This is a genomic window from Xanthomonas campestris pv. badrii (assembly GCF_012848175.1).
GTDB lineage: Bacteria > Pseudomonadota > Gammaproteobacteria > Xanthomonadales > Xanthomonadaceae > Xanthomonas > Xanthomonas campestris_C.
In genome coordinates, this window is the sequence record NZ_CP051651.1 from 1,213,078 (window position 1) to 1,229,047 (window position 15,970).

The 15,970-nt window shown below is 67.1% G+C and carries 14 protein-coding genes; 7 read left to right on the forward strand and 7 right to left on the reverse strand.

Translation table 11 applies throughout. From position 1 onward, the window contains the following. Window positions 1-22: 22 nt before the first annotated feature. The 3 genes from HG421_RS05225 to HG421_RS05235 form a co-directional block, all read right to left on the reverse strand. Entirely contained in the window at window positions 23-1,399 is a 1,377-nt protein-coding gene (locus HG421_RS05225) for an Hsp70 family protein (protein ID WP_169705509.1), read from the reverse strand. A 136-nt stretch (window positions 1,400-1,535) separates the two neighbouring features. After that, complete coding sequence (locus HG421_RS05230) at window positions 1,536-2,009, reverse strand: FKBP-type peptidyl-prolyl cis-trans isomerase (RefSeq protein WP_169705510.1); 474 nt, start codon at window positions 2,007-2,009, stop codon at window positions 1,536-1,538. A 366-nt stretch (window positions 2,010-2,375) separates the two neighbouring features. Continuing rightward, entirely contained in the window at window positions 2,376-3,461 is a 1,086-nt protein-coding gene (locus HG421_RS05235; protein ID WP_169705511.1) for a cation diffusion facilitator family transporter, read from the reverse strand. Window positions 3,462-3,572: 111 nt separating this feature from the next. Between HG421_RS05235 and HG421_RS05240 the strand changes: the two genes are divergently transcribed. Beyond that, window positions 3,573-3,908: a zinc ribbon domain-containing protein YjdM gene (locus HG421_RS05240; protein ID WP_064509149.1), complete on the forward strand. Its 336-nt coding sequence runs from the start codon at window positions 3,573-3,575 to the stop codon at window positions 3,906-3,908. 213 nt (window positions 3,909-4,121) lie between these two features. On the opposite strand, the gene HG421_RS05245 is transcribed toward HG421_RS05240, so the two are convergent. From HG421_RS05245 to HG421_RS05255, 3 genes are all read right to left on the reverse strand, one after another. Further along, the gene (locus tag HG421_RS05245) at window positions 4,122-4,358 is read right to left on the reverse strand and encodes a hypothetical protein (RefSeq protein ID WP_169708094.1); all 237 of its coding nucleotides are present in this window, start codon (window positions 4,356-4,358) and stop codon (window positions 4,122-4,124) included. A 170-nt stretch (window positions 4,359-4,528) separates the two neighbouring features. After that, window positions 4,529-5,578, reverse strand: a complete 1,050-nt coding sequence (locus tag HG421_RS05250) for a L,D-transpeptidase (RefSeq protein ID WP_169705512.1) — start codon at window positions 5,576-5,578, stop codon at window positions 4,529-4,531. A 240-nt stretch (window positions 5,579-5,818) separates the two neighbouring features. Then, entirely contained in the window at window positions 5,819-6,913 is a 1,095-nt protein-coding gene (locus tag HG421_RS05255; protein WP_169705513.1) for an alkene reductase, read from the reverse strand. A 245-nt stretch (window positions 6,914-7,158) separates the two neighbouring features. Between HG421_RS05255 and HG421_RS05260 the strand changes: the two genes are divergently transcribed. The 6 genes from HG421_RS05260 (at window position 7,159) to HG421_RS05285 (ending at window position 12,616) form a co-directional block, all read left to right on the forward strand. Continuing rightward, on the forward strand, window positions 7,159-8,367 hold the full coding sequence (locus HG421_RS05260; RefSeq protein ID WP_169705514.1) for an MFS transporter: 1,209 nt from the start codon (window positions 7,159-7,161) through the stop codon (window positions 8,365-8,367). A 609-nt stretch (window positions 8,368-8,976) separates the two neighbouring features. After that, the gene (locus tag HG421_RS05265; protein WP_169705515.1) at window positions 8,977-9,432 is read left to right on the forward strand and encodes a PA2169 family four-helix-bundle protein; all 456 of its coding nucleotides are present in this window, start codon (window positions 8,977-8,979) and stop codon (window positions 9,430-9,432) included. Between the two features lie 238 nt (window positions 9,433-9,670). Then, on the forward strand, window positions 9,671-10,273 hold the full coding sequence (gene thpR, locus HG421_RS05270; protein WP_169705516.1) for an RNA 2',3'-cyclic phosphodiesterase: 603 nt from the start codon (window positions 9,671-9,673) through the stop codon (window positions 10,271-10,273). A gap of 48 nt (window positions 10,274-10,321) precedes the next feature. Continuing rightward, window positions 10,322-10,927 (forward strand): HD domain-containing protein, encoded by a 606-nt coding sequence (locus HG421_RS05275; RefSeq protein WP_169705517.1) that lies wholly within the window; start codon window positions 10,322-10,324, stop codon window positions 10,925-10,927. A gap of 63 nt (window positions 10,928-10,990) precedes the next feature. Continuing rightward, window positions 10,991-11,173: an oxidoreductase-like domain-containing protein gene (locus tag HG421_RS05280; protein WP_169705518.1), complete on the forward strand. Its 183-nt coding sequence runs from the start codon at window positions 10,991-10,993 to the stop codon at window positions 11,171-11,173. Window positions 11,174-11,242: 69 nt separating this feature from the next. After that, window positions 11,243-12,616, forward strand: a complete 1,374-nt coding sequence (locus HG421_RS05285; RefSeq protein WP_169705519.1) for a virulence factor — start codon at window positions 11,243-11,245, stop codon at window positions 12,614-12,616. A gap of 537 nt (window positions 12,617-13,153) precedes the next feature. On the opposite strand, the gene mprF is transcribed toward HG421_RS05285, so the two are convergent. Further along, complete coding sequence (mprF, locus tag HG421_RS05290) at window positions 13,154-15,718, reverse strand: bifunctional lysylphosphatidylglycerol flippase/synthetase MprF (RefSeq protein WP_169705520.1); 2,565 nt, start codon at window positions 15,716-15,718, stop codon at window positions 13,154-13,156. Between the last annotated feature and the right edge of the window lie 252 nt (window positions 15,719-15,970).

Consider the following 15,970-nt stretch of genomic DNA (forward strand, 5'->3'; position numbering starts at 1 on the left):
ACGAGCTGACTGGCGATTTTTGTTAACCGTCCGATGGACGGGCGCCGCCTGCCGCCGCCCAGGCCAGGCCTTGCACGACCCCGAACGACGGATCGCCCTGCACCATGCGCGATTCCGGGAAAGCGGCCGCCACTGCGTCGCGCAGATAGCCGGCGCGCGACATGCCGCCAGTCAGGAACAGGGTGGCCGGCGGCGCGGCCATGTCGGCGCGGACCTGCGCCAGCAGCGCTTCCAGCTCGCGCAGGTAGCTGGAGGCGGACGCAACCAAGGCATCGGCCTGCACGTCGACCTGCAGGCCGCGTTCGATGAAATCCAGTGCCGTGTGGTGCTGGTCGGCTTCGCTGAGCGCAATCTTGCAGGCTTCCACGTTGCGATACAGGCGCGCGGTATTGCCGGTGTCCTGCAGCGCCTTCAGGCGCGTATCGAACGGGGCCGGGGCGTCCTGGTAGTTGTGCAGGCGGAACTCGCGCTGGCGCGTCATGTCCTGCACCATCGCCGCTTCCACGTAATGGTGCGCCGGCACCCGGGTGCTGCCGCGCCCGAACAGCGGCATGTAGCTGGCAAGGCTGAGTGCCAGATCGATATCGGTCCCGCCGCGCGCGATGCCCCAGGCGCGATGCACCTGCGGCGCGGTGCTGCCTCCGACGCTGGCATGCGCGATATCGGTGGTACCGCCCCCGATATCGACCACCACGGTCTCGTGCCGGCTGTCGTGGCTGACGTGGTAATGCATGGCCGCGGCAGCGGGTTCTTCGAGAAACTCCACACTGTCGAAGCCGGCGGCGATGGCGGCGCTCTGCAGGATATCCAGCGCCTGTGCATTGCCTGCATCACCGATCGAACTGCGGAACTGCACCGGACGACCGAGCACGGCGGCGCGGATATTGATGTCGAACTGACGCGAGGCGGTGAGGCGGATATGTTCCAGCACGTGCGTGGCGATGCCGGTGATGGTCTGGCGCGCACGCGGATGCAGGTTGTAGCCCAGCATCGACTTGGGACTCTGCACCAGATTGCCTTCGCCTTCGAGAAAATAGGCGTCCAACGCCTCGTCGCCGTACACCGCGTTCTGCAGCAGTGCCGCCGAACTCCGCGGCTCGCGTACCTGCTGCTCCATCCACTGGCGGCGCACGATACGCAGCGCATCGCGCCGCAGGCTGTCGGGATTGGACAAGCGCCCGGCCGCGGTGGCGTCGCGGCGCGCGGAATCGATCAGGCGCTCCATCTCGTATTCCAGCGCCGGTGTCAGGCTGAAATCCTCCGGGTCGCGCATGGTCTCGGGAAAGTACACCGTGGTGCGGAACTGCAAGGCCTCGCCGAAGCGCACCGGCTCCACCTGGCCGTCGACGATTGCCGCAGCGGCGGAGTTGCTGGTACCGAAGTCGATGCCGAGTTTCATGCGCAGCTGCCTGGGAACGGGCCGCGCACTGTACTACGCCGGCCGCACCTGCCGTCCAGGCCGGTGGGCCCGGACAGCATCCCTGGACGAAGCAGAGCCAGCGCTGCCATGTGCCGAAGGCACGCGGCAGCTGGCCTCAGGCGGCGACGTCGTCGACGTGGCCCTGGTTCAACTCCTCGGTGGTGGCTTCGCGCACCTGCACCACTTCCACTGCGAAATGCAGGGTCTGCCCGGCGAGCGGGTGGTTGCCATCCACGGTGACCTGCTCTGGGCCCACCTCGGTCACGGTGACCAGCACTGGACCCTGCTGGGTGCGTGCCTCGAACTGCACGCCTGGCACCACCTCCACATCGGTGGGGAAGGCCTTGCGCGGCACATGCTGGATCAACTGCTCGTGGCGTGGGCCATAGCCTTGCTGCGGGGCGACATCGGCAGTGAGGGTGTCGCCGGCTTGCCTGCCGTCCAGCGCCTGCTCCAGGCCGGGGACGATATTGCCGGCACCATGCAGGTAGCTCAGCGGCGTGTCCGGCGTGGAACGGTCCAGTACCTGGCCGCTGTCGTCGGAAAGGGTGTAATGAATGGTCGCAACGCGACCCTGGCTGATTTCCATTGGAAACCTCCATGAGTGGGATCGAGGGGAGTGCACCGGCTGATTCACGATGCGAAGAGATGCCGCAGGCACACCGTAGGCAATCGGGCTGCATCATGCAACCGCTGCCGGAGCGGTGGTTGGGCCGAGGATCAGCTTGGTGGAAGCGCGCATGCCGGACGCGCCACCGAACGGCGCTGCGTATATGCGGTACGCGCAAGACCATCGGGCGTACCGGTGTGCGCGGTCATCGGGCATGGCGTTGCATGTCGGCTGCGATCAGGCGCGCTGGTGTGACGCGATGCCACGCCCACCGCAGGGAGCGTGGATCCTGCAGAAACGCGCTAAGCGCTTCGGTCAGCTTCGCAGTATGTGGGTCGATGGCGCTCAGTCGGCCTGCGCGCCACGTTCGATCTGGGTGCGTCGCGCCTGCCAGGTTTCCGGCGTCTGCGGCTTGACGAACAGGGCGGTGATCTCCGGATGCTGGCGCTTGGCCGCCGCTTCGATACGCGCGACACAGGCTTCGATGTCCGGCGTGCTGCGGGTGTCTTCGAATTCGGCACTCAGCGCGGCCACCACCTGGTTGGGGCCCATCTGCATGGTCAGCACGCCATTGGCGGCACGCACGTCCGGGTCGCTGGCGGCAATGCGCAACAGCGACGCGCTGACATGCGCATGCGCGGGTTCGCCGATCAGCAAGCCCTTGGTTTCCCGCGCCAGCAGGAAAGCGGTAAAGGCGAGCACGCCGGCAATGCCGATCGAGGCGATGCCGTCGAGCTCCGGCATGTCCAGTAGCTGCGCGCCGGCCAGGCCGAGCAGGGCCATGAACAAGCCGATCAGCGCGGCGCTGTCTTCCAGCAGCACGGTGAAGGTGCTGGGATCCTTGCTTTTGCGAAACGCTTCGAAGTAGCCCATGCGGCCCTTCTTGGCACGGAACTCGCGCAACGCCACCACCCAGGAAATGCCTTCGAACACGATGGATACGCCGAGCACGCAGTAGGCGACCAGGTGGCTCTTGGCAGGCTCGGGATGGCGCAGATGCACGATGCCTTCGTACAGCGATACGCCGGCGCCCATCGCAAACACCAGCAGCGCCACGATGAAGCTCCAGAAATACAGCTCGCGCCCGTAGCCGAACGGATGGGTGGGCGTGGGCGCGCGCGCCGCGCGACGCAGGCCATACAGCAGCAGCACTTCGTTGACCGTGTCCACCAACGAATGCACGCCCTCGCTGAGCATGGCCGAACTGCCGGAGATGCCGGCCGCGATGAACTTGGCCACCGCAATGGCCAGGTTGCCGGCCAGGGCGACGTAGACCACCAGGTGCGAGCCCTTGGTGTGATCCTGCCCGGTGTGGTCCGGCCCGGCGTTCGCATCCGCGGCCTTGGCGGCGTCGCCGTTCTGCCCGGCAGCGGGCGCATCGGCGCGCGGCGATGCGGCGCCAGGTGTGGAAGGGTCTGAGCGATTGGACACGGGCGGCCTGCAGTGTTCGGCAAGCGCTGCACTATCGCGCCGTAGCCGTGCCCGCTACGTGATCGCGGCGCCGGCAGCTACAATCCACGCCCGTTTCGATCAAGGACTCGCATGTCTACCGTTCCCGCCTGCCCGCAATGCGGCCAGGACAACACCTATGCCGACGGCGCGCTGTCGGTCTGCGCAGACTGCGGTTTCGAGTGGAGCGCGGGAGAGCCTGCTGCAAATGCCACCGTGGTACGCGACAGCAACGGCAACGTGCTGCAGGCCGGCGATACGGTGACGGTAATCAAGGATCTCAAGGTCAAGGGCTCGTCGATTCCGCTCAAGCAGGGCACGGTGATCCGCAATATCCGCCTGGTCGAAGACGATGCCGAGCATATCGAGGGCAACTCGGAAAAGATCAAGGGACTGGTGCTGAAGACCTGCTTCCTGCGCAAGGCATAGCCACATGTTGGCGGCTTGATGGCTGCCAGTTGCGCACGTGAGGTGCATGATCGGTATTGGCATGCAAGCTGCGGCCTGTGTGCACCCGGTTGATGGCGGCGTGCAGTGATCTGCGCGGCGGTGAGCCGCACCGGGCGGCGAACGGCAATCAGCACGCGCCGCAAGATCAGGTTCCATGCGCAACGCGCCAGGCCCGCCGAGCCGAGCCCATACTCAGTCGCGCGGATACACCGCTGCCACCAGGCAGCTCTGGCGCATGCGTGAGAGCCGGCCGCCACGCGTCGTGCCCAGGTCTCCTTCATGGCCGGCACCGGCGTTTGCGCCGGCAATGCCGATCTCGTCCAGCACGTCGATCTTGTCGCCGGGATTGCCGCAGATCGCGTTCAAGCCCATGCCGGACACGAAGCGGATCGGCGGCGCGCCGCTGAGTTCGTTGCAACTGTCCATCAGTTCCACCCGGTAATGGCGATGCGTGCCGGAATGGCGTGGGGAGACTTCCACCACCAGCCCCTGCGTATCTTCCGACCATGCACGCAACATGCTGGGACGAAAGCAGTCGCTGGCGTGGAGTCGGATGGCGCCAGGTCGGCCGCCGGATCGCACTGCCAGCGTGACCTGCGTCAGTGCGGCTCGGGCGGATCCGAATCCAGCACCTGCAGCTTGCCGCCGGTGGTCTCCGGCAGGATGCGCTGGTCGGTGGCGACCAGGACGACGCCGGGCGTCAGCAAGGGCAGCAGCTCGGCCAGGAACGCCGGCGGTACCTGCAGCCGCGCGATGGTGTCGGGATCCAGCGCCTGGCCTGCCGCGGCCGTGCTGCCGGGAATGCCGATGCGCATCCAGTTGGGCATGCGGCGACCGGGCAGGCCGGCAATTTCGCCGGGCAGAAAGCCCTGGCCGACGATGAAGGCCTGCGTGCCCAGCGGCGGTGCACCCGGCGGCGCATGCACGGCGACCCGGGCACGCCCGATTTCCACGCCATTGCGATAGACCAGCAATTGCTGGTCGGCGCTGCTGACCAGCATCGAGATCGGGCCGGTGGGCGCCAACGCCGGTTGCCATGCAAATGCCTGGCCGTTGGGCAGCGGCAGCAGCGGGCGCTCGGCGCCGGTGGTCGGGTCGATCGGGCTGAGCGCGCGCGGATGCACCACATCGTCGGCACTGACGCCGGCCTGCGCCACGACCACCACCATGCCCATGTTGGAATTGTCGAACAGCAGTCGGGCGAATTCCGATGGCAGGTGCACGCAGCCATGCGATTCCGGGTAGCCGGGCAGGCCGCCGGCATGCAGCGCCACGCCATCCCAGGTGAGCCGCTGCTGATACGGCATCGGCGCGGCGTTGTAGATGTTGGAGCGGTGATCCCGGTCCTTCTGCAGGATGGTGAATACCCCGGTGGGGGTCTCATGCCCGGGCTTGCCGGAGCTGATGGTGGACACGCCGATCAGGATGCCGTTGCGATACGCATACGCGCGTTGTTCGGTGAGGCTGACGATCACCGCCATCGGTCCCCAGCCCTTGCTCACGCCGCCCCAGATCCATTCGCCCGGCTTCAGGTCGGCAGGCAGGGTGCCCGCGGGGCTGGACTGGCGGGCGCCCCAGAACGGCGCGGCGGCCGCGTGACCACCTATCAGCAACATGCACAGCAGTGCAAACGAGAGCGGGGGTCGCATCGGCGTTCCCATCAGGAGGGTTGCACCGATGCTAGCGGGCAGACGCGCACGCGTCACCGGGCGATGCGGTGCGATAAGCGCGGCATGCGAAGGTGGCGCCGCCCGGTAGTCGAGGCGGCGCGTGCTATCTGGTGTGCGGCTGCAGGAATTCCGGCAGTGCGCGTGTGGCGCGTGGGCGATGACGCTCGCAGCCCGATCGCCGCCGCATGGCAACGACGATCGGGCGTGCTGGCGTGATGCTTACTCCGGCAACGCCGGATAATCGGTATAGCCCTTGGCGCCGCCGCCATAGAGGGTGGACTGATCCACCTCGGCCAGCGGGGCGTGTTCGCGCAGGCGACGCACCAGATCCGGGTTGGCAATGAACGGGCGGCCATAGGCGATGGCATCGGCATAGCCGCTGCTGAGGGCATGCTCGGACATCGCGCGGTCATAGCCGTTGTTGGCGATCCAGGCGCCATCGAACTTGGCGCGCAGCGCAGCGTAGTCGAAGGCGATGTTGTCGCGCGCACCGCCGGTGGCGCCCTCGATCACGTGCACGAACGCCAGGCCGCCGATCAGGTTCAGCCGCTCCACGGCACGTTCGAACAGCGGCTGCGGGTTGGAGTCGTGTGCGCCGTAGACCGGGGTGACCGGCGACAGGCGCACGCCGGTGCGCTCGGCACCGATCTCATCGGCGATGGCCTGTACCACTTCGGCGAGCAGGCGGGTGCGGTTTTCGATATCGCCGCCGTAGGCATCGGTGCGCTTGTTGGAACCATCGCGCAGGAACTGGTCGAGCAGGTAGCCATTGGCCGCATGCACTTCCACGCCATCGAAACCGGCCTCGATCGCATTGCGCGCGGCGATGCGGTAGTCCTCGATCAGCGCGGGGATTTCGTCCAGCGCCAATGCACGCGGTTCGGAAACGTCCTCGAAGCCGTTCTTGGTGTAGGTCTTGCCCTCCGCACGAATCGCGCTGGGCGCGACCGGCACTTCGCCCGGCGGCAGTACGCTGGTGTGCGAGACGCGGCCGACATGCCAGAGCTGCAACACGATCTTGCCGCCACGGCGATGCACTTCATCGGTGACCGCGCGCCAGCCGGCGACCTGTTGGGTGGTATGGATGCCCGGCGTATCCAGGTAGCCCTGGCCGAGCGGACTGATCTGCGTGCCTTCGGCGACGATCAGGCCGGCAGTGGCGCGCTGGCCGTAGTATTCGGCGGCCAGCGGCGACGGGACCTGCCCGGCGCCGGCGCGGTTACGCGTCAGCGGCGCCATGATCACGCGGTTGGCAAGGTCCAGCGCGCCCAGGCGCACCGGGGAAAACAGTGGGGATTGAGTGGATTTGGACATCAGCAACCAGTCGTTGTGGGATCGCACGCAAGGCGCGGCGCCGCGCCGATCGCGGTGCTCCACAGCGATGGTGGCGAACCCAAGCGGATTCGAGCGACGCTGGTAGGACACAGCGTCTCCCGGTGCACGGAAGTGGGCCAAACTGTGACGGGCAAGGCGTGCGGGCTGAATCGCCAGGAACATCGGCCTTTCCTGCATTGCTGCATTGCACAATAATAAGCCGCCCCGTCAATCTGGAGTCGGGCATGTCCGATATCGAGCCTTCCGCCCCGCGCGTGCCCCGGCGCGACTACGTGCTGATCCTGCTGGCGCTGGCGATGGGCGGCTTTGCGATCGGTATCAGCGAATTCTCCACGATGGGCCTGATGACGCAGATTGCGCAGGGCCTGCGGATCAGCGAGCCGCAGGTAGGCCATGTCATCAGTGCCTACGCACTGGGCGTGGTGGTTGGCGCGCCGTTGCTGGCAATTCTGGGCGCGCGCTGGCCGCGCCGCACCCTGTTGCTGCTGCTGATGGTGTTCTACGCGCTCGGCAATCTGGCCAGCGCGTTGGCGCCGAGCTATCACACGATGCTGCTGTGCCGCTTCATCGCAGGCCTGCCGCATGGCGCGTATTTCGGTGTGGCCTCGTTGGTGGCCGCATCGATCAGCCCGCCCAACCAGCGCGCGACTGCGGTGGGACGCGTGCTGCTGGGCTTGAGCGTGGCGTTGCTGGTGGGCAATCCATTGGCGACCTGGCTGGGGCAGATCGTCAGCTGGCGCTGGGCGTATGCGTCGGTGTCGGTGATCGCATTGGGCACGGTCGCGGCGGTGGCCGCCTTGTTGCCGCCCGCGCCCGACGAGCCGCGGCAGCAGCCCTTGCGCGAGCTGCGAGCGTTCAACCGACCACAGGTGTGGTTGGCGCTGGCAATCGGCGCCGTGGGGTTCTCCGGCATGTTCTGCGTCTTCAGTTATCTGGCGCCGACACTGACGGCGGTGACCGGCGTGGAGCCGGCGCGCATCCCGCTGGCCATGGCCGCCTTTGGCGTGGGCGGCGTGCTGGGCAGCATACTGGGGGGCTGGCTGTTTGATCGCCTGCAGTTCCGCGCAGTGCAGGTGCTGCTGGGGTGGTCGATCGCGGTGATGCTGACGTTTCCGCTGGCCGCGCACTCGGAACTGTGGGTGTTTGTCTCCGTCATCGCGGTGGGCACCATGGGCGCCCTGGCGCCTGCATTGCAGACCCGCCTGATGGATGTGGCCGCCGAAGCGCAGACCCTGGCGGCGGCGTCCAACCATGCAGCGTTCAATACCGCCAATGCGCTGGGGCCGTGGCTGGGCGGCATGGCCATCACCACAGGCTGGGGCTGGACGTCCACTGGCTACGTTGGCGCGGCCACCGCGCTGGGTGGCGTGCTGATCTATGCGGCAGCGGTGTGGCAGGAACAACGTCAGCGCGGCGCGCTGGCCAGCTATTGAGATGATCCAGTGGCGGGTCGGCCCCTGGCGGGCGACACGGCCTCGCTGACATCTGCATGCTTGGACACCATGCATGTGTGCAGGTGGTACCGATACCGGTTGTCCAGAGATTGCGAAGACCCACGCTGCTGCAGTGCGCGGCCATGTCCCATCCACGGTCGCCTCACGACTGGCCATCGAGACTGCGTGCTTGCCAGTAAGCGGACCGAACCGTCATGACCGACTTCACTCCACCCCCATGGAAGCGCTCCAGCCCAAAACGTAAGGCCTCTACGCCGTTGACCGAGGCGCAGAAGGCTGCTGCCCGAAGGCGGGCAGAAGAGGCGGGGCGTCCGTATCCGAATCTGATCGACAATATGTGGGCCAGCCGGCAACCCAGAGAGTCGTGATCTTGATGCGCTATTGGCATTGATGAATCGCAGTTCATCGGCCGCATGATGGCGTGATGACATGTCCCGTATCGCTCACATGCCAATTATGCGCGCGCGGCCAGCATGGCCCCGTACACAACGCCAAGGCGCCGCAATCAACGCATCGATTGCGTTATTCCCCGACAGCCAAGCGCAACGCATTACCGCGCCGCGCGGCCCATGCAACCAGGAGCGACACATGAGCACCCAGAGCAAGACCGAGCACAGCCTCAACGATCTCATCGCCATTTCCCGCGACGGCAAGGACTTCTACGACGAAGCCGCCGCCAAGGTGGGCGATGCCGAGCTTGCGACGCTGTTCCGCCGCATCGCCGGCGTCAAGAGCGACATCGTCAGCAATCTGAGCAGCGTTGTGGCGTCGGTGGGCGGGACGCCGGAAAAGCACGGCACCATGGTCGGCAGCATGCAGCAGTTTTACGGCAAGGTCCGTGCAACGCTGGGCGACACCAAGTACGGCTACGTGGCCGAGCTGGAAGAGTCGGAAGATCGCCTGCTGAAGGCCTTCGACGAAACCATCGCCGATCAGGACACGCCGGCCGCCGCACGCGACGCCGCACTGCGTCTGTTGCCGGAAGTGCGTGCGTGCCATGACGTGATGCGCAACCGCAAGCACGCGATGAAGAACGCGGCGTAACGTGATTGCGATTCCGTAGTGCATCAACTCGATGCAGCTCCGGAGTAAATCGATACAGGCGGGAAACGGGTAGCGCATGCTGCCCGTTTCTTTTTGTGCGGTGTGCAATTGCTGTTCCACGAGCGCACTGTGTTCCACAGCGATGCATGCGACTGCGGCGTATTCGGCAGGCACCCGGTCTGCTAGTATCCGCCGCCCTTCTTCAGCCAGGCCCGCGCAGGCGGACGTGGACACCCTCATGAAACAGCAGTTTCTCTACTTGTCATCGGCCGAGGCGCAGCTGTCGCTGGGCTTGGGCGAAGAGAAGCCCACCGAGCGGCTGTTCTTTGCGGTGATGGCAGATGCACAGACCGCCGAACGCGCGAGCGACATCGCCAACAGTCTGCTGCAGGCGGGGCAGGTGGAGGGAAAGCTGCTGGGGCGCGAGCGGCTGCACGTGACCTTGCATCACCTGGGCGACTACGCGGGCGGATTGCCGCCGTCGCTGGTCAGCCGGGCCAGCCAGGCCGCCGAACGCATTGCCCTGCCAGCCTTCGCTGTGGAATTCGACCGCGTTGGCACCTTCGGTGGGCGACGCTCGCAATTGCCTTGCGTGTTGCGCGGCGAAGAGCGGGTGCGCGGGTTGTATGAGTTGCAGGGGGCATTGGGGCGGCAGCTGGCGCATGCGGGCATTGCCGGCGATGCGCAGTACACGCCGCATATGACCCTGCTGTACTGCAATCAGACCCTGCCGCAGCGACGTTGCGAGGCACTGGCCTGGACGGTGCGTGAATTTGCGTTGGTGCGCAGTTTCCTGGGGCAGTCGCGCTACCAGATCGAAGGGTGCTGGTCGCTGCACTGAACCGCCGCACCCATGGGCACAGCGGCGCGTACGCGCTAGCCTGCGCCCATGGACATCCCCACACCGCTGCCGTTGCATGCCGACCACCTGGCCGCACTGGAACAGGCCTATGCCACGCCTGTGCGCGCCTATCATCACTTCGGCCACGTGCGCGCACTGTTGCAGCACTATGCCGAGGTCGCTGCCGGGCCGGGGTGGCGGCAACCGGTGGAGGTCTGGCTGGCGGTGCTGTTCCACGATGCGGTGTACCAGCCCGGGCGTAGCGACAACGAAGCGCAATCGGCGGCGTGGGCACTGGACTGCATCCCGCGTTGGTGGCCACAGGCCGAGGTGGACCTTGCGCGCGTGCAGACGCTGATCCTGCTCACCGCACGGCATGGCCAGCTGCAACCGACCGATGTCGACGAAGAGGCGGCGCTGTTTCTGGACTGCGACATGGCGATCCTGGCGGCGCCGGCCCAGATCTTCGAAGCCTACGACCGCGCAATCGCCGACGAGTACCGAGGCCATGTGCCGGCGCTGCTGTTCCGTCTGAACCGGCGGCGTTTTCTGGCCGGCCTACTGAAGCGGCCGCGCATCTTTCTCAGCGCGTATTTCCATGCCAAGGCCGATGCCGCGGCGCGCGCCAACCTGCGTCGCCGGCTGGGCCGTTGATGGGCCAGTGCGCTGCGTTACGCCGCCTCGGGGAGGGCGGATCACGCACGCTACAATGGCCGCATGCACGAGCCCGCCGTTTCCGCCGCCGATCCACGTCCGCAACCGCCGCAGGCGCCAGCGCCCAACGAATGCTGCGAGAGCGGCTGCCCACTGTGCGTGCACGATCTGTACGCCGAGGAGTTGAGCCGCTACCACCAGGCCCTGGCTGCCTGGGAAGCCCGCCAGCAGATGCCGGCGCGGTAAGCGAAGCGCGGCGCTTCGCGGCACGCGCCGGAACGATTATCTTTGGACCACTTTCCCCGATGGTGCGACATGCGACGACTTGAACGATGGAGCGCGCTCTGCGCAGCGGCGGTGTTGACGCTGTCGGGCATGGCTGCCGCGCAGGCCCCGGATCCGGTCAGCCACGGGCGCTTCGAACAGGTGCCGGTGCTGATGCCCAAGGGCGAGCCCGAGCGCGTGGTGATCTGGCTGGCCGGCTCCGGCAATGCCGGCACGCGCCAGGCGCAGGCCCAAGCCCTGCGCGACGATGGCGCCATGGTCGCCGTGGTGGACATCGCCCATCTGTATGCGGTGCTGCGCAAGGCCGGCGGCACCTGCGCGTTCTCGGTCGGCGATGTGGAGAATTTTTCCCGCTATCTGCAGGCCTTCTATCACATCCCCACCTACCGCCTGCCGCTGCTGGTCGGTGATGGAGAAGGTGCTGCGCTGGCGTACGCGATCGGCGCACAGGCCAAGCCGCATGTGCTGGCCGGCGTGCTCACCGACGGGGTGTGCCCGGCGGCGGTGTCCGATCAGGCGATCTGCCAGCCCGGCGTGCAGCCAGGGAGCAATCGTCTGATTCCGGTGCCGCTGCAGATTCCGTGGGTGCTTGCCGGCAGCCAGGACAAGCGGTGCCCTGCGCCGGCCGAAGAGGCCTTTCTCAAGCAGATCCCGCAGGCGCGCACTTTCAAGCGCTCTGCGCGGGGCGACATCCTGCCCGGCCTGCGCGCGGCCGCCCGTTCGCTGGGCGAGCAGAAGGGCGTGGCCCTGCCGCCGCCGCCGGGTGGGCTGGCCGATCTGCCGGTGGTGGAAGTGCCGGCCAAGCCGGATGGCGACAGCGACGACGACACCTTCGTGATCTTCGTATCCGGCGACGGCGGCTGGGCGGGCCTGGATGAAGAGGTAGCCGACGCACTGGCAGCGCAGGGCATTCCGGTGGTTGGGCTGGATTCGTTGCGCTATTTCTGGACCGAGCGCACGCCGCAGGGCTTTGCCACCGACCTGGACCGTATTGCACGCGTCTACGCGCAACGCTGGCAGCGCGAGCGCGTGGTGTTGATCGGTTTTTCGCAAGGTGCCGACGTATTGCCGGCGGCGATCAACAAGCTGCCCGCACCGACCAAGCAGAGTATCCGCATGACCGCACTGCTGTCGGTGGGCAAGCTGGCCGACTACGAATTCCATGTCAGCAACTGGCTGGGCTCGGATGATGAGGGCCTGCCGATCGCGCCGGAAGTACAGCGCTTGCCGGCCGGCAGTACGGTCTGCATCTACGGCCAGGACGACGACGATGCACTGTGCCCCAGCCTGCCTGCCGCCGCTGCCAAGCGCGTTGCGCTGCCGGGCGATCACCATTTCAAGGGCGATTACGCGACCCTGGCCAAGGTGATCCTGGAGCAGTTGCACGCCCTGTCGAAGCCGTAAAAGCGTAGAGCACGTGTGAGCTGTTTCGGCCCGACGCCGGGCCGATGCAGGTCAACAACCAGGTCGTCGCCGTTCGGCCCGGCCTGCGTCCAGCCTGGGAAGCTCTAGGCATTTCTTTGCACGACCGACACCAACCGGTGGTGCTTGCGCGCGTGCCGGTGTGGGACCTTGAGCGGCATGGATGCCGCGCCAGAGCCTACATGGACGTACTGGCGACGTGTCCCACGCCGGTACGCGTGCAAGCGCCCGCAGCGGACCAAGGCATTCGCGTGGAAGTCCGGATGTCGTGCACAAGGTTGATCGGTGTGCGGGGTCGGTCGGCAGCGCGGCGCCGCATCCGGTGGCGGGACACGCCGTCAATCCATCCGTGGAGGCTCGGTGGCGGCATCCATGCCGCCACACGGTCCCGCCCCCGCACGCGGCACCGCGCTTTCCACGGTGTGCGGCCGCTGATCGGCAAGCAATGCCTTCAGGCACACGTGCAAGCGCCCGCAGCAGACCGAAGCATTCGCGTAAAGCCGCGGGTATCGCGCGGCCTTACTCCTGCCGACCTGGGTCCAGCGAGATCAGGCGGGTGACATCCAGCAGTGCGGCCGGCAGATGCATGCCGCCGGGCGCCACCAGGTAGCGCGGGCGCCAGGTCGGGGCGAACTTCGACTTGAAGCGGCGTAGCCCGCTGAAGCCGTAGAAGCGCTCGCCGTGGCGCGCCACCAGGCTGGCGAAGCGGTTCCAGCGGCCGGCCAGGCGGTGCTCGGCCAACCCGGACAGCGGTGCCATGCCCAGCGAGAAACGCGTGTAGCCGTTGGCCTGGCCCCACAGGAACAACTCGATGAACAAAAAGTCCATCGTGCCCTTCGGCGCCTCGGTGCTGTGCCGCATCAGGTCCACCGACAACTCGCCGCCGGCCGGCGCCCACCACACGTTGGCGAAGGCCACGATCCGGCCTTCCGCCTCGGCCACGGCGACCGGGAAACGGCGCAGGTAGTCCGCATCGAAGCTGCCGAGCGAGAAGCCTTTTTCTTCGCCGGATTTTTCTTCCAGCCACTGCTCCGACACCTCGGACAGGCGCGGCAACACCGCATCCACCTGCTCGGGCTGCAGCATGCGGAAGCCCAGGCCGCTGCGCTTGCCGCGGTTCCAGGCCTGGCGCAGGTCGGCACGGTCGCGGCCTTCCAGGGTGAAGTTCTCCAGCGGCACGATCGCCTCTTCACCCAGCTTGACCAGGGTCATGCCCATGTCCAGATAGGTCTGCCAGTATTTTTCGCCCACCTGGTAGAACACAGGGCGCAGGCCCATGTGGTCGGCTTCCTCGCGAAAGCGCCAGATCAGCGCACGCGCCACCTCCGGCGGACCCACCGGGTCGCCCATCGAGATCAGCGAGCCGCCGTAGCGCTGCATCATCACAAAGCCACGGCTACCCTCGTCGAACAGGAACGCCTTGTCGCCGGTCAGTGCCAGGCAGGCCTGGGTGTCGGTGCTGGTCTCCAGGATCGGTGCCAGCGTCTGCAGGGCCCGCGCATCGGCCGCCGGCATCGGCCGCCGCCCGCCGCGCAGCAGGCGCGCCATGCCGAACATGATCACGCCCACGCACAGGATCAGCGCCGCGCGCAGCGCACGCGGTGCATTGGCCGAGGTGGCGAACTCCCACCACAAATCATTGCTGTATTCGACATGGCTGTAGACGAAGAACAACAGCCAGAAGGTGGCCACCAGCACCAGGCCCAGGTTGCTCAGCCAGCGCCACGACCAGGCTTCGTCCAGGAGCGCGCCCTGGCGGTAGAACTCGCGCCGCGCCGCCCACAGCGCCAGCGCTGCCAGCGCCGCCGACAGCGATATCGAAATGTGGCTGCCGCGCAGCAGTGACAGCGGCGGCAACAGGATGCACACGCCCAGCGCCAGCATCCAGGCAGCATGACTCCGCCGTTGCAGCCCCTGGCCGATCAGCAGCAACAGCATGCCGCCCAGGCTGACCAGCAGATGCGAGGTTTCGATCAGCGGCAGCGGCGCCACTTCCTGGCGCGCGCGCGGGGTCGGCAGGGTGCCGTCGATCATCAGCGCCGCACCCACCGCGAATACCGCCAGCGCCAGGATCTGCGGCAACCACGGACGCAGCGCCTTCCATACCGTGCGGGCGGTGCTGGCGCTGGCGCGGACCGGCGCGCCCAGCCCCGAGGCCGCCGCCATGGCGACCGAAATCAGCAACGGCACGATGTAATAGGTGACGCGGTAGGCCAGCGCTGCGGCCAGCACGGCCGCGGGGGTGACATGCGGCAGCAGCTTGAGCAGGCTCCACTCGAACACGCCCAGGCCGGCCGGCACGGTGGAGATCAGGCCGGCCACCACGGCCACCAGCCAGATGCCGATGAAACCGAAATAGCCGGTACCCGGATCCGGCGGCAGCAGCACGTAGAACGCGGCCGCGGCCAGGCCCAGTTCGACCAGGCTGAGCGCGGTGACCCCGAGCACGGTGTTGCGATCCGGTAGCCAGAAGCGATGGCTGCGCAGGCCGAACTCGCGGCCCTGCCTGCCGACCAGCACCAGCATGGCCACGTAGCTGGCCAGCAGGACGATGCCGGCAATACGGATGCCTTGCGCGGTGATCGGCAGGGCGCGCGCGGCCGCTTCCGGTTCCAGCATCAGCGCCAGCCCCAGCAGCACCCAGGCCCCGAAGATGAAGCCAAGCGTGCTCATCAGCACCACCTGGCCGATCTCTGCCAGGGTCAGCCCCACGCTGCCATAACCACGCAGGCGCACGGCGCCGCCGGTGAGTGCGGCAAAGCCCAGGGTCTGGCCCACCGCATGCGCCATGAATGCGGTGATGCCCACCCGCGCCGGATGCAGCCGTCTGCCGGTGCGCTTGAGCCCCACCCAGTCGAAGCCCACCAGGCAGGCATAGCTGCTCAAGCCCAGCAACAACGTCAGTGCGATCTGGCCCGCACCCAGCGCACGGAACGCCTGACGGATCTGGCGATAGCCATGGTCGGTGAACTGTGCCGACAACGCGTGCAGCGCCATCGCCAGGATCGCCAGGCTGATCAGGACCGGCAGGGCGCGACGCCAACCGCTGGCCGGCGCTTCGGAAGACACGGGGGTATCCGTCATGGGGGCAACGGTGTCTGCATAAGAGGGAAGGAGGACGCATGCACGAGGCGTGCCGCGGGCGCGCTGGGTCTGCATGGGCCGGACAGTTGGACAAGCATGCAGCGTGATCGCGTCAGTGCCGAAACGGGGTGAACGCCCGGTGCGGGCAGGCCGACACCTGTCGGCACGGGCCGGCCGCGCGCATCATAGGGCAAAGGCACGCGCAGGTGCCGCAGGGGGCGCAGATGCACTGCAACACAGTTGGAAGGCAGA

What these genes read in the sequence shown, in the direction of transcription:
- thpR (WP_169705516.1), top strand. Translation starts at nt 9,671, where the DNA reads ATGAAACAGCAGTTTCTCTACTTGTCATCGGCCGAGGCGCAGCTGTCG.
- HG421_RS05275 (WP_169705517.1), top strand. Translation starts at nt 10,322, where the DNA reads ATGGACATCCCCACACCGCTGCCGTTGCATGCCGACCACCTGGCCGCA.
- HG421_RS05260 (WP_169705514.1), top strand. Translation starts at nt 7,159, where the DNA reads ATGTCCGATATCGAGCCTTCCGCCCCGCGCGTGCCCCGGCGCGACTAC.
- HG421_RS05255 (WP_169705513.1), bottom strand. Translation starts at nt 6,913, where the DNA reads ATGTCCAAATCCACTCAATCCCCACTGTTTTCCCCGGTGCGCCTGGGC.
- HG421_RS05250 (WP_169705512.1), bottom strand. Translation starts at nt 5,578, where the DNA reads ATGCGACCCCCGCTCTCGTTTGCACTGCTGTGCATGTTGCTGATAGGT.
- HG421_RS05225 (WP_169705509.1), bottom strand. Translation starts at nt 1,399, where the DNA reads ATGAAACTCGGCATCGACTTCGGTACCAGCAACTCCGCCGCTGCGGCA.
- HG421_RS05285 (WP_169705519.1), top strand. Translation starts at nt 11,243, where the DNA reads ATGCGACGACTTGAACGATGGAGCGCGCTCTGCGCAGCGGCGGTGTTG.
- HG421_RS05240 (WP_064509149.1), top strand. Translation starts at nt 3,573, where the DNA reads ATGTCTACCGTTCCCGCCTGCCCGCAATGCGGCCAGGACAACACCTAT.
- mprF (WP_169705520.1), bottom strand. Translation starts at nt 15,718, where the DNA reads ATGACGGATACCCCCGTGTCTTCCGAAGCGCCGGCCAGCGGTTGGCGT.
- HG421_RS05265 (WP_169705515.1), top strand. Translation starts at nt 8,977, where the DNA reads ATGAGCACCCAGAGCAAGACCGAGCACAGCCTCAACGATCTCATCGCC.
- HG421_RS05230 (WP_169705510.1), bottom strand. Translation starts at nt 2,009, where the DNA reads ATGGAAATCAGCCAGGGTCGCGTTGCGACCATTCATTACACCCTTTCC.
- HG421_RS05280 (WP_169705518.1), top strand. Translation starts at nt 10,991, where the DNA reads ATGCACGAGCCCGCCGTTTCCGCCGCCGATCCACGTCCGCAACCGCCG.